The following is a 12653-nucleotide window of genomic DNA, read 5'->3' as shown; positions in this document are numbered from 1 at the left end:
GCCCGGTACAAGCCGAACAGCCGGTATTAACCTCTTGCTCGAACCACGTCGCAATCCTCTCCGCTCGAAGGGCAGTCCATCGATGAAGTTGATCTACTTGCACGGTGTCGGCGATGGCGACACGAGCCGAGCGTGGCTCGACGCGCTCAACAAAAGCTTGTTGGCCGAGAACCTGCCAGTGATCGACGAGAAAGACGTGATCGCGCCTCATTACAGCGACCTTCTCTTGTCTCCGGACGCCGCGGCGAGCATCCCAAAGCCCACAGTAAACGGCAAAATTTCCGATCTGTCGGTAGAACGGGCTCAGTTCATCGACAGGCAGATCGAGGCCGCGCGGGTGGTCGGTGCCGACCCGACGGCTCAGGCTCTCGGATTCCCCCTACCCGACTTGGGCGCTATGGATGCAAAGTTGGGCGCAGTTCTGGGCGCTATGCCTGAAAAATGGTACGCGAATGAAATCAAACAGATCCAGGCCTACGTGCACCAGAAAGGTCTTCGCGGAGCCGTTCTGACGCGGGTCCTAGAAGAGATACCTCCAATAGGCGAGATAGTCATAGTTGGCCACAGCTTGGGAAGCGTCGTGACTGTCGATCTCTTGTCGCGGCTTCCTGCAGACGTTTCGGTCCGCCGCGTGGTCACAATCGGAAGCCCCGCACAAACCGGGCTCTTCGCGGTGTCACGGCAGGAACTGATCGGCAACTTCCCCTACGCACGAACCAACTCCTGGTTGAACTTCTTCAGTAAACGAGACCCGGTCACCCGCGCACGCGGGCTGGCAACTGTGTTTGCCGATGTTCAGGACATTCGAGTGAACATCGGCAAGGTTGGTCATAGCTCGGCTGCGTATCTTAAACAACCTTCCGTGGCAAGAGCGGTAGGCAGCGCTTACCACCAATCTGATCTGACTCCAAGGCGCACCACGAAGGTGACTACAGCGCTGACCGACGATACGGCCGCCTTGATATTGGAACTGCACTTTCGGTACGCGGTAGCTGAGGCGATAACTGACGCGAACATCAAGGCTCGTTTTACCGAAGCAATCCGAATTAACCGGCGTGACCTGGTCGCCCAAATATGGGCAGCAGATAAAGAGGGTATACCGCTTCCAAGACAACTGCATTTTCTGGCCGAGGGAAAGACGCCCGAAGTACCCGATTACTGGAGCACTACCAGCATCATCGAACAGCTCACCATCCTCGCGCTCAGCGATCTCACCGCGCCATTCGAAATCGACATTGCAGACGCAAGTTTCAAAGCCATACCAGGTTTCGCCGAACAGATCGGGCTGACTCGAGAATTCGGCGACGCCCTCGCATGGACAATCCGACGCTTCAACAACAAAATGACGAAACTGAGCAAGCCGGGGACGAGCTGGCAGCGATGGGCGATCGCCGGTGCAGGGGTGGCAGTCATCGCCATCGCACCGATCGGTCTCATTGCACTCGCGCCGGCTGGAGCAGCGGGAGCGGCGGCCATGACGGGTGGCCTAGCGGCGCTTGGGCCCGGCGGCATGGCAGGCGGCCTTGCCACGATCGGCGGCATCGCTGGGACGGGTACAGCCATCACAACAGCGGCAACTGTTTCCAGACGCCGAGGAGCGACTCGGTTGAGTTCCGCGGAACTACTACTCGCCGTGGCGGTTGCATACGCGCAAAAAGTCCTGGCCCATGACTTCGATGACGATCTGTGGTCGAAAGCGTCGGCAGCCGTGACAGAACTGTCTGCTCAGATCAACACGGTTGAGGCGCTAAGCGATGCAAAAGCACCTTCGGTGGCAGCGATGATCGCGGAGCGAGACATGACTCAAAACCTGGTCCAGTTCATGGATGCAAACGGTCTCAGTCCGGATACATTGCCGCCCATTGCCCTAACCTGATTCCAATCGTCAGTCGCTCTTCAACAGAACCGCCACCACTCCACACAGGTGCCGCACCTCCGCGACCGTGGGTGCCAACTCATACGCATGGTGGTGGCATGCGTTGCTCAATCTGTTCCACGCCATCGCTGCAGCGTCGGCCCGTTCGGGTGTGTCAAGTGACCGAAGAATCACCGACCGCGATCGCATGCTCGGCCTCTCGATGTCGATCCCCAACGCCACACATCGCTCGACCACCAGTTCCTCCAACGCCTGGCTTGCAAGGAACGCGGCCAAACGCGCCGAACCGCCTGCAGCACCATGACTTCCGTCGAGCAGCAGTTCGGCGCTTCTTAGCGCGATTGCCGGTGACGTTGCAGTAGTCATTCGGCGAGGATCCCGTCGACCATCTTCTTCAGGTCGTTCACCACTTCCTAGGTGATCGGGCGATCGGCACCGTTATGAGTACCAGCATTCGCGATATGGAGCGTCGGGAAGCGTTCGGTGCGGAAGCCGAGCCACTGCGATAGGTCACGTTCGGAATTCTGGTGCACGGCCAGCGCAATCATGTTGCGCGTCTTGTGCACTGCCGACCACCGCTCTTCGGTCGCCAGCCGCGACTCCCCCGCCCTGTGTTGCTTCGCATAGAACACCTGCTGCGCAGCCGATTCCAGAGCCAACCGGAACAAGCCCGGCGCAACTCGCCGCTTGACGTCTTCGGGGACATTCTCGTCCAACACCAATGCCCGCACATCATTGAAATACCGAGTCGTTTGATTCTGTGTCTCGGAAACACTGATGTTAGAACCTGGTTCGCGCGTCACTTCGACGAGCCGCGCGTCGACTGCGAGTTGTCTGATCAGTAGCCAATCGATCATCGTGTGAGAAGTCGATTACCTGACGAGTTGTCGCCAAACTCGAGAGCACCTTGATGAAGCCGTCGATCTTCGCGGGATCCATAGCCTGAATCGGGTCGTCCAACACGATGAAGCGGAACGGGCTGTCCGGTGTTGTCGCTCTCGGAATGAACAGGGCGGACGCCAACGCGTGCAGCTCGCCCTGACTCATCACCGACAGCGCCGAGAATTCGACGCCGTCCACCGACCCGGTCAGCTCGACCCGTCGACTGGTGTTGACGCCCAGCCAATTAATCGCCCCGAGGTCGACGTTGCTTTCCTGCCGCAACGCCGTCCAGATCGCCCGAGCCTGCTCGGCGATGGGAGCCAGTCGCTGATCCCGCAGGTGCTGTGTGCGAAGCAATCCACTTCTCGGCGGCCTCGACGTTCTTGACCGTCTCCTTAACGCTGCGAGCCTCAGTCTCCAGATTCGCCCATGAGGCCAGACACCCCGCAAGCGGTGCCCACGTGTCCTCACGCTGAGTGACGGCTGCCGCTGCTTCACTGTGCATGTCTCCGACTGCTCGATGACCGCGGGAACCGTTGTTGCGACATGATTCGCGAGCTCGGAGGGATGCTCGGGCTGCGTCCGGGATGCGGCTTCTGCAGCCTGATATGCATGCGTCGACTCGCTTCGGAGCCGATCCAGCTCGCGCTGTTGGGACAGAATCTACCGTGAGAGTGAACGCAGCGTTGATCTGAGGGCCAACCGAGCGTCCGTAGGCACGCAGGCCGGGACACGGAAGCTTGAGCAGTGGTGCAACAAGGCACCGGTGATCGCGGGCTCGAGCTTGACGCGTAAGTCGGGTGGAGCGCTGAAGATGATGTTGCGTAGCGAATTGGTCAGCGTTGTCGAGCATTTCCTGAGCCCAGTCAGTGTCACACGGCGAAGTCGGATCAATTCGATTGTTCCGTCATGCGACTTCGGGACGGCCGCGGCGGTGCCGGAGAGAGCAGCCCGCGCCGCAGCTTCCGCATCGATCACATCGGTTTTGCCGCGCAGTCTCCGCATTTGCCGGTTGGGCCGGTGCACTTCGACGACCTCGAATCCTCGGTGGCGAAGGAGTCGGGTGATGGCAACTCCGTACGAGCCGGTGCCCTCGACTGCTATCCGTGCTATGTCGTGGCATGACGTAATCACTGCAGTAGAGCATGATCACCGGCCCCTGTCGTTGCGGCTCTCAAGGTGTCGAGCAGTCGACCCAGATGGTCGACGACCGCAGCGACATGAAAAACCTTGTGCGTGTCGATCCCCGCAAAGACCGCTCAAGGCTCCTGTCAGGTCACACAACCGAGACTCGGCGACGCCCCGACTCGGCCGCGGTGGCGAGGCGGGAGCGTCGAGCAACGGCCGCCGCCAAATCCAAAGAAAGACATCGTTCAGTCAGTTGACATTCGAGTCAGATGTCGCCCCTCTACGCGTCAACCATCATTATTCTTGACATCTGATCTATGAGAATCGCTCCTCACGGGTGGAAGTATGTTCCCCATACCATAGTCGTTCCCCAATGAGTTCAGACGCGACGTCATCGCCGTCGCACGTAAGGGCGAGGCCCCGCTACGCCAGATCGCCAAGGACTTCGGAATCTCCGAAGGACGTCTGAATCGCTGGATCAAGATTGCCGATCGTGAAAACGGCGTAGCTCGTGCCGGCCGGCAGAACCCTGCTGACGATCCGCTGAGCTGCGCGACCTCAAGAAGCATAACCGACTGCACGAGCAGGAGAACGACGTTCTACGGCGAGCTGCGGCCTATCTGAATCGAGACATACTCCCAGAATGATCTAGCCGCTGGTCCTCGACCTTGCTGCCGACGGAGTCCCCGTCACAGTGACCTGCCGGGTGCTCGGATTCTCACCCAAGCATTCTACAAATGGAAGAAAAGTTAGTCACACAACGAGATTGGGACGACGCCCACCTCATCAACGTCGCTCGCCAAATCCACGCCGACGACCCAACGTTTGGCTACCGCTTCATCGCCGACGAATTGCCGGGTCGGAGCATCACCGCCAACGAGGACCGCGTCGCACGGTTGTGCTCACAAGAACGCATCTGGTCCGTGTTTTCGAAGAAGCGCGGCCTGAACCGAAAAGCGGGCCCGCCTGTCCGCGACAATGTCATGGACCGCCAGTTCACCGCACAGACCGCAGATGAGCTGTGGCTGACGGACATTACCGAACACCGCACAGACGAGGGCAAACTTCTTCTCTGCGCGACCAAGGACGTGTGGTCGAACAGGATCGTCGGGTACTCGTTCGACTCCAGAATGAAGGCGTAACTGGCCGTGTCCGCGTTGAACACCGCCGTCGTTCAACGCGAGGCACCCGGTACCATTGTCCACTCGACCCGAGGCAGCCAGTTTCACTCGTAAAGACTCGCGAATACCCTGTTTCACAGGGGTTTACGCAGATCAAAGGGTCGCATCGGGGCGTATGATCACTACGCCGTCGTAAGTCGATCCTCGCACTCCTGCAGAAGCACGTCGTCGACCGCAAGCGGTGGTCTTCGCAGGAGCAGTTACGGCTGACGATCGCACGAGAATACCCACCACCGCAAACGCCGACAACGACGCCTCGGAACGCTCACTCCCGTCGAACTTGAGACATTCAATCGGACCGCACACGCGGCCTGAATCACTCAAACCCACGAGTCCACCGAAGTGGGGGGCAGTCCCGTGCGGCGGCGGCTTCGATCCGTCGGCGACCCAGCAGCCCGAAAGAGATTCGTTGATACCCAGTTCACGGACGACCTCGGTGATCGTACGGCCGGAATACCACCATACGGGCGGCCTCGACCTTGTACTCGGTCGTGAACGACCTGCATTTGCGGGACACGATGACATCCTTCCAGCGGAACCATCGGTCCCACTATCTCGGTCTCCACCATCCGCCGTGAACCTCGCACGAAGGCCCTGCATCCGACACACACCCATGGATGTTGGTCAAGCTTCTCGCAATCATTCAATTAGCGTATTGACAACCTACCCCCCCGCTGCAAATATTCGGGAGCCAACATAGGAAAAAATCGGCGCGGAGCCGATACGACGCAATCACAGACCACATCGCACTCGCAATGCAAAATTGATCGTCATTCGACTTGGCAGGAACCGGATAAAACAATGGCAATCTGCACATCACGCCACACACGGCGACACGGCTTCAACGCAACGCACACCTTGAACGATCTGCTTGAGATATTTCAGACCAACCCCAGATCGAACGACGAAACTACTGAATATCGCTAAGGATGCTGGCAATCGATATCGGGGGTACGAAGGTCCGGTTCGGATCCAACCCTCACGAACCCAGCGGTTGGCTGCAAACTCCCGAGTCGACGAACGACCTCCTAGAAATATGCGCAGAGATTATCGGCTCATCGAATCAAATTGTGTGCATTGCTTGCCCAGGCGTCATCGATGGTGAAGGATATGTTGAGGTCTCTTTTTTAAAATCCATCAACTCAATAAATCTCACGACCGCTATCGAGAAATACACAAAGTCGTCGGTGTTCGTGCTAAATGACGTTCAGGCGCAAGCGCTCGGTGTCGACGGTGACGGAACACTCGCATACTACGGTTTCGGCACTCGCGCCGGCGGTGCATTCGTCGATCGAAACCATCCCCGGAGGGAACGACGCAAGAACGAAGGGGAGTTCGGACACACTGCCTGCGGGATCACCGGTACCGAAATATGCGAGTGTGGCGCGTCCGATTGCCTTGACCTATTCACAGCAGGATTCCGGCTTGAGCAGCGTTATGGGGAATGGTGGAATTCCACGGAAAGGACCCTACAGGTCTCTAAGTTCGTCAGCACGCCAATTGCATCCTCTGTACGATCCGTGATGGTGACGCTGGCACCAGACCATCTGGCGATCGGGGGTCACCTTGCAGGCCATGCGGCTATACGCAACGAAATTAACATTGCACTCTCCAAAACTATCTGGAGACCACCCCAGCTAGATTTCTACTCGAATACCTGGCACCTCATGTACGAGGGTTGCCGTCGATTCATTGGCACAAAGACGAACATGGAGACCGCATGACGATCCGAACTGTCCCGACACTGTGCTGGTCAGTAGCAGCAAATCCGAGCGCACTTGGCGTTAAGATGCACGACGCCGGCTACCAGAGCCTAGGACTTGACTACAAGTACGTCGCACTAGGCAGCACCGACATTGAGCCGGTGCTCGCCGCGGTCCGAGCTCTTGGGATTCGAGGGCTTGGAGTATCTATGCCACATAAGCAGAATGTGATTGCCAATTTGGACTGGGCTTCAGCCGACGTGCACACGATTGGCGCTTGCAATACCGTCGTCAACGATGCCGGAAGGCTCTCCGGACACAACACTGACTGGCAAGGAGCATGGCGCGCAGTCGTTGAGTCGGGAATAGGGAATGTAGAATCAGCAGTTGTAATCGGTGCCGGGGGCGTCGCGAGAGCCATTGCCTATGCATTAGCAATAAACGGCGCGAGAGTCACCATCGCTGCACGACGACTGGAACAAGCGGAAGCCTTGGTTAAAGATCTCTCATTATCCAAGGCCGTGGAGCTTGACCTACTCACGCAGAATCCAGCGGACTTTACACTCGTGGTGAACGCGACACCCGACCCAGGTGTTGTCAAGCAGGATCTACTTCAGCAGGCGAGAGGAGTGCTCGACGTAATATTCCAAACCCGAGAAACATCGCTCACACAGGCGGCGCGTGACAGAGGACTGGCCGTGGTGCCCGGCTGGCGAATGCTACTTCATCAAGGCGCTGCACAATTCGAGTTGTATACCGGTGTAGCTGCACCAATAGAGGCCATGTCTCAAGTGCTGGAAGCTGCTCTACCCGAGAGCTAGGGACTCCAAAGTGAAGCATCTCAGTTTGATCGCCGACGACATCGGCGCGAGCGACGGTATCGATGAAAGCGTCGTGCACCTCGCCAGCCTTGGCATTGTAGATGCCGCCGCCGCGTTTACCACGTACGGATCAATCACCGGTTTCGCGCTATCCTTGCCGAAGAAAACGCGCCTGGGTTTACATCTCAACGTATCCTCGGGCGAACCATTGACAGCCGCAAGTCGAATACCAACACTCGTTGACAAGGATGGCCGCTTCCACGCACCAATGCATTACCCCGGCACGACGCCACAGCAAAAAGTAAAAAGATACACCAGCAGTCTTCGGCAATCCGCACACGCCGACGAGATCGAACTGGAATTTCGCGCGCAATTTCTACAATTTGTTCATTACGTCGGCCATGACCCTGAGTTTATTTGCGTACACCACGACTTAGACACGGTCGAGAAGATAGACCATTCTGCAACCTCAGCAACTGGACTGCCCGGCCGTCAGAGAAGACTGCGCACTGGGACCCTGGCACGGTACGAATATGCACTTCATCCCACTTCAGCTTCCCTGAAAGAAATAGAGGGGTATTTTCAGGAGCAATTTCTTCTAGCGCGTTCTACAGTTGGGCTCACTGAGGTCATCACTCACCCAGCAGCGAATACAGCCGGACTCGAGAGCTTCAGCTTGTACGGTGTGCAGCGGACACTTGAGTTTGAGGCACTGCTCAATCTCGACCGGAACACAAAAATAGCGAGTACAAATGCCGTTTGACGTCACGTTTAGCGGGGAGGAAAGTGCTCGATTTACTCGCTTGGGGTTAATATGCCTCAACGACAATGAGCAAGTGACGGTACGCGTGTCTGGCCGAGAACCCCTAACATCACGGCCAGTCAGAATCACCGGTCAAGTTGTTGGAGGCACGCTAGACGGATACCTCCGCTACCTCGTAATACGCGAGGAAAATAGCAACGTTGAGTATTGGATCGCCGGAAGTAATGCAACGCGTAGTGTTGCAGTACTTGACATAACTTTTGCTCTCGAAAACTCCACTCGGGAGCTACTCCTGAATCGTGTTCACCGCAATGAATATGTGCCCGGCCTGATGAATACCGCGGATCACAGTTCCGAGTGGGAGGTATTTGAAAAGTGTATGGCATCGCGTACAGACACAGACCTAGGACACCTTCTTGACCTACTCGAGAATCCCGCGAGCCACACTCTGCACCGAGAGGTTGCGCTAGGAATCCGCGCGTTCGCGCGTGTCGCGCAGAGTAAGAGGTCGCTACAACGACAGACCGAGCGACGTCTACTCCAGGCCCTCGGACTGGATCGCTACGACGATGACACCCGCATTGCGATCGTTGAGAACTTGGGTTACGTCGGCTCTTCATCGTCGCTCTGTCTCTTGGGCAACTTGGTGGAGAAGCAAGATGAGGTTGATCACGTTCGATGGGCCGCCGCGACCGCTCTCGGCCGCCTTAACCTTTCAGGCAGTGTCCCGTTTTTGATAAGTGGAATAGCCTCCACACACGCATGGACCAGGGCAGCAGCACTACTAGGCCTTTCGCGCCGAATTGATGAACGCGACCGGCCCGAGGTAGAGCCCATGTTGGCAGGCCTATTGACGGCCGACGATCAAACTGTGAGGCGATATGCTTGTCTGGCAATCAGTCGATTTTCATCCGTTCAGGATGACACCAGCTCCCTGCTTCTCGACATCATCGAATCCTTAGAAACCACGGTGGCTCTTAAGGGCTATGCAGCTCTTGCCATGTCTTCGGTCATTTCCTCATGCAGCGAGAGACGACGGCAGCGTTGTGAAACGGTTTTGTCGGGGCTCGTACTTTCGATTCGTGCAGAACTAAGTGAACCAGAGACGGTCTGGGGCCTTGAGTTTCTGGCCGAACTTTCCACGCTGGTCGAGCTGCATGAGGTCGCAGAAGAATTATATTCGGAACTCACCGAGCTCTTTGACGATTGGAGAGGAGGTTACTACGACGCACTGTCGTTGTACGAACGCGGAGAATCCGAAGTGCAAATCGGAGGAGACGAGTTGCCCTATTACCGCTCCGCATTGGAGACCCTCCGCGCAATAGAGACGAATGATTCACAAGCGAAGCAAGCGGTGCTATTCAGAATAGATATCGTGGAGGCTAGACTTGGCCTTCAAGAGGCGATCCGTGACTGGCAAAACACGTTTGACCCTGGCCAACTTCTGCTCCTCGAACGCCACGTGCGGGGTTTAGCAGCGGTCTTCGCTCGATACAGCTCCACCCCATCACCGCACCAAGGCGTAAAGCGCCTCTCAGAACGCGAGCGCGACTACCTAGTCGGCACTAAACGACTGGTAGAAGTTCTTGCAGGAACGATTGCGCTGGAGGCGACATGGCGGAGGGGCACTGCGAACGAGACAGAAATCCGGGCGCTCTTAAGAAATTTGACTGATGTACTGCGAGTTGTCGCTGAGCAATTCCGAGGGCAGCTAGCGCGAGGCCCTTTGGCCCTTGCGAGTGACGCCTATCGCGAGGCCGAGGAGACTCTCGGGTTGCTTGAGAATGCCACTCTGGCTTGGACGGACCGCGAACGAGGGCTAGCACCGCTAACGAGTGAACTTCGCCGCCTCTTCGGTACGTCGACATGGCCCATGCCCGCGAGGGCTTGTCCTATCAGTGGGCTAGGACGCGGCGACCTCACGGTGCTGGCCGAGGACATACCCGGAGCCGGGACGGTTCAGAACCCGTACATGTTTCCATCCGACGCGCCGGCAGTAGTCAACCTAATTGCTGACATTCATGAAATGGCACCGGGTGGTGCGACACGAGCACGGCTCGAATGTGAAGTAGCCGGGTCACGGCAGGCTCAGACAATCCACGCGGTGGAGGGTCCAGTTCGATGCGACTTCGTACTGCCACGGTTGACGCCGCTATCCAGTGCCGTGTGTAAGTTCGAGTTGATCTTCGAGGCGCGTGACTGTACGCAAGTATCGGCTCGCGAAGAGGTTTATGTACGGCGACAAAATGACTCAAGCTAGAGGCGAGCGCGGCGATTGGCTGCGCCTGGTAACACTCAATCTCTGGAACCTCAACCCACCGTTAAAGCAGCGTATGGCGGCACTTGACGCTCAAGCGCGATCGCTAAATGCTGACATATATTGCTTTCAAGAGGTATCTCCTGTCCAGCCCGCACGCCTGCAACTCACGATGGTGGAAGCGTTACGGGGGTTTAACATTAGCTATGCGCAGACCGGCGAATGGAAGGGACGGCCCGAGGGATTGGCGACCCTTTCCCGACGCGCAGCGTCGGACTCCATTTACGAACGCCTGCCCGGCGCTTCATCTGATATGGATCGCGGGTTGCTCGTTACGCGCTACGGACGCTTGTTCGTCATCAATACGCACTGGGCTTATCGTATCGACGATGAAGAGCTACGCCAAATGCAGGCCCGACATGCAGGTGCAATAATCAAGGAGCTTACAGGTAATAAGCAAAATCAGGTAGTTTTCTGCGGCGACCTGAATACAACCGCCGACAGTCGAACCGTGCAACTATTTCTTAAACAAACTGGACTTTTACATGTTCTCGATCCGTCGCCAGATACATTTTCATCAAAAAATATTTTTGCGGATCCCGCATTGACTGTAGACCGTGCTATTGACCACATTTTCGTAAGTCCAAATATCGAATTCCGCAGTCCGGAAGTTCTTTCGTCAGTAGACGGAATCCACGCGTCCGACCATTTTGCCGTCTCAGTGGATATTAGGCCGAGAAAGTGACTTGATGATCAATTTGAGTTCAGATATCGTGGCTGGTATTTCTCAGTCAATTGCGACTGTATTGGCGGTCCTAATCGGATTTGGGCTATCACTATGGACGGAGAGGGCTAATCGCAAGATTGCCCAGCGAGAGGCTGAGAGAGATAGGAAATTAACGACACTCGTTGATGCCATGGAGTCCGCATATCGCGTACGGTCCGCGGCAGTGGCAATCATCTCAGCGCTCAACCAACTAGAGAGTTACTCAAAATCGACGGCTTCGCAACGGGCCAGACGGGACGCCGAGTTGCCGGTTTGTCGAGGTTTGATCGAGCGGCTGCAGAGCACCCATCAGCCCGATTCTCAGCGGCTCGCGAGACTTGAACTTACTTTCGCGGTCTACAATTTTGAAACCGATGCGACAGCCGCTGTTCAGTCAGCACGAATTCAAGCAGCGTTACTTGTCAACCACCAGACGCTCCAAACCGTCGATAGTTCTATAAACGATTTGGCCATTTACAACCAAGTCCGAGACGAGCTAGACCGTCAGCTTGGTCGTTTACAGACGATTGGCAGGGAGCTGGCATCAGATGAATAAAGAGCGCCACAACCAAGCGCGTGAAACGTTCTCGCTCCGCGCAGGAGGCTATAACTTAGAGAGTACCTGGGTGACTAGCGTTGACCTTATCAGTCCGCTGTTTACGGGTCTTGATTCTGGGCTCGACGTTCTCGACGTGTGTTCTGGCACAGGAACGGTCGCGCAGGTAGGAACCGACCTGGGACATTCACTTACTGCAATTGACCTAAGCCCCGAAATGGTATCGCTTAATCACATCCAAAAAAGGTTGGTCGCAAGTGGCTCTGCATTGCCATTTGTCGATTGCGCATTCGACCACATAACATGCAGGCAGGGATTGCACTATCTGGACTTGATAAATGCCATGGCGGAGTTCTTCCGTGTTTGCCGTACATCCGTTGGCATTGGATCCATTGTGATGAACAAAGAGAATGATCGAAAATTTTGGCAGGAATATTTTAAACTGGCGTCACCTGGACGCCTTCATGTTTTTGCTCCGGGCGAGATCGCCCTCATTGCACGTTCGGCAGGCTTCGAGAGCGTCTCTGTGACATACTGCACATCAACAGCGGACATACTCGGACCAGTCCAGCATCTCAACCGGCGGGAGAAGAAAGAAATAGAGCTAATGTTCTCGTCAAGAGAAATACGTAGAAACTACAATGTTCGATTAAAAAACGACATTCTTTTTTATGATTTAATTTGGGAATTTACTCGACTCACGAAACGAGTTGATTGATT

12 protein-coding genes and 1 pseudogene are annotated in these 12653 nt (G+C 56.2%); 9 read left to right on the top strand and 4 right to left on the bottom strand.

What is annotated here, in order from left to right; genetic code table 11:
• Positions 1-82: 82 nt before the first annotated feature.
• A complete protein-coding gene (locus tag CH291_RS17975) occupies positions 83-1876 on the top strand; it encodes a hypothetical protein (RefSeq protein WP_094688221.1) in 1794 nt (597 codons plus the stop codon).
• A gap of 9 nt (positions 1877-1885) precedes the next feature.
• Here CH291_RS17975 and CH291_RS17970 read toward each other — a convergent pair whose 3' ends face one another.
• The 4 genes from CH291_RS17970 to CH291_RS17960 form a co-directional block, all read right to left on the bottom strand.
• Positions 1886-2242, bottom strand: coding sequence for a hypothetical protein (locus tag CH291_RS17970; protein ID WP_094688220.1), 357 nt, complete (start codon positions 2240-2242; stop codon positions 1886-1888).
• Positions 2243-2289: 47 nt separating this feature from the next.
• Positions 2290-2595 (bottom strand): hypothetical protein, encoded by a 306-nt coding sequence (locus CH291_RS26855; protein WP_179276595.1) that lies wholly within the window; start codon positions 2593-2595, stop codon positions 2290-2292.
• 61 nt (positions 2596-2656) lie between these two features.
• Positions 2657-3115 carry a hypothetical protein gene (locus CH291_RS26850; RefSeq protein ID WP_179276594.1) on the bottom strand — a complete coding sequence of 153 codons (459 nt, stop codon included), beginning with the start codon at positions 3113-3115 and terminating at the stop codon, positions 2657-2659.
• A gap of 306 nt (positions 3116-3421) precedes the next feature.
• Entirely contained in the window at positions 3422-3892 is a 471-nt protein-coding gene (locus tag CH291_RS17960; RefSeq protein ID WP_094688219.1) for an IS110 family transposase, read from the bottom strand.
• Between the two features lie 387 nt (positions 3893-4279).
• On the opposite strand from CH291_RS17960, the pseudogene CH291_RS17955 reads away from it, so the two are divergent.
• From CH291_RS17955 to CH291_RS17925, 8 genes and pseudogenes are all read left to right on the top strand, one after another.
• Positions 4280-5382: pseudogene (locus CH291_RS17955) on the top strand (IS3 family transposase).
• 614 nt (positions 5383-5996) lie between these two features.
• Positions 5997-6791, top strand: coding sequence for an ROK family protein (locus tag CH291_RS27430; protein WP_094688218.1), 795 nt, complete (start codon positions 5997-5999; stop codon positions 6789-6791).
• Entirely contained in the window at positions 6788-7591 is an 804-nt protein-coding gene (locus CH291_RS17945; protein WP_094688217.1) for a shikimate dehydrogenase family protein, read from the top strand. The genes CH291_RS27430 and CH291_RS17945 overlap by 4 nt, the downstream gene beginning before the upstream one ends.
• A 10-nt stretch (positions 7592-7601) precedes the next feature.
• Positions 7602-8354: a ChbG/HpnK family deacetylase gene (locus tag CH291_RS17940; protein ID WP_179276593.1), complete on the top strand. Its 753-nt coding sequence runs from the start codon at positions 7602-7604 to the stop codon at positions 8352-8354.
• 73 nt (positions 8355-8427) lie between these two features.
• Positions 8428-10614 (top strand): HEAT repeat domain-containing protein, encoded by a 2187-nt coding sequence (locus CH291_RS17935; RefSeq protein ID WP_179276592.1) that lies wholly within the window; start codon positions 8428-8430, stop codon positions 10612-10614.
• Positions 10586-11356 (top strand): endonuclease/exonuclease/phosphatase family protein, encoded by a 771-nt coding sequence (locus tag CH291_RS17930; RefSeq protein ID WP_094688214.1) that lies wholly within the window; start codon positions 10586-10588, stop codon positions 11354-11356. Before CH291_RS17935 ends, CH291_RS17930 begins: the two co-directional genes overlap by 29 nt.
• A 205-nt stretch (positions 11357-11561) precedes the next feature.
• Entirely contained in the window at positions 11562-11933 is a 372-nt protein-coding gene (locus CH291_RS26570) for a hypothetical protein (protein ID WP_143545940.1), read from the top strand.
• Positions 11926-12651, top strand: a complete 726-nt coding sequence (locus tag CH291_RS17925; protein ID WP_094688213.1) for a class I SAM-dependent methyltransferase — start codon at positions 11926-11928, stop codon at positions 12649-12651. The genes CH291_RS26570 and CH291_RS17925 overlap by 8 nt, the downstream gene beginning before the upstream one ends.
• Positions 12652-12653 lie beyond the last annotated feature (2 nt).

It is taken from the genome of Rhodococcus sp. 14-1411-2a (genome assembly GCF_002259485.1).
Lineage (GTDB): Bacteria > Actinomycetota > Actinomycetes > Mycobacteriales > Mycobacteriaceae > Rhodococcoides.
The sequence above is the reverse complement of the archived record's forward strand: the minus strand, read 5'-3'. Positions and strand labels throughout refer to the sequence as shown.

Bases quoted from the DNA above. Each gene is read 5' to 3' on its own strand.
- CH291_RS17975 (WP_094688221.1), top strand. From the start codon at position 83: ATGAAGTTGATCTACTTGCACGGTGTCGGCGATGGCGACACGAGCCGA.
- CH291_RS17970 (WP_094688220.1), bottom strand. From the start codon at position 2,242: ATGACTACTGCAACGTCACCGGCAATCGCGCTAAGAAGCGCCGAACTG.
- CH291_RS27430 (WP_094688218.1), top strand. From the start codon at position 5,997: ATGCTGGCAATCGATATCGGGGGTACGAAGGTCCGGTTCGGATCCAAC.
- CH291_RS17945 (WP_094688217.1), top strand. From the start codon at position 6,788: ATGACGATCCGAACTGTCCCGACACTGTGCTGGTCAGTAGCAGCAAAT.
- CH291_RS17930 (WP_094688214.1), top strand. From the start codon at position 10,586: ATGTACGGCGACAAAATGACTCAAGCTAGAGGCGAGCGCGGCGATTGG.
- CH291_RS17925 (WP_094688213.1), top strand. From the start codon at position 11,926: ATGAATAAAGAGCGCCACAACCAAGCGCGTGAAACGTTCTCGCTCCGC.